Source organism: Bacillus sp. GbtcB10, assembly GCF_019091365.1.
Lineage (GTDB): Bacteria > Bacillota > Bacilli > Bacillales > Bacillaceae > Bacillus > Bacillus altitudinis.
The window spans coordinates 1-229 of the sequence record NZ_JAGXJP010000473.1 but is presented as its reverse complement, the minus strand read 5'-3'; the positions used below and the strand labels follow the sequence as shown (position 1 = coordinate 229).

Here is a 229-nt window from a genome sequence, read left to right as displayed (position 1 = left end):
AACATTTTTGTGAAGCTTTCTTTTGAAAGGAGCGTGTTGTTTACGATCGATTTATCAAATTTATAGAGATCTTCAGCGCTCATATACATGTCGCCCGCCCCGTACAGCTGCGATAAGTCCAAAAGGTGCGGCGTTACAAGACTGCCGCTCTCATCGACTTTGTAGCCGACGGCAGGATATTTGGCTTTGGCAAATGTTTTGTAAAATCCGGCATGCTTCATTCCGGCCG

1 pseudogene is annotated in these 229 nt (G+C 45.9%); it reads right to left on the bottom strand.

Annotated elements, in window-relative coordinates:
- Positions 1-229: pseudogene (locus KVT11_RS20870) on the bottom strand (serine hydrolase domain-containing protein); the annotation flags it as partial.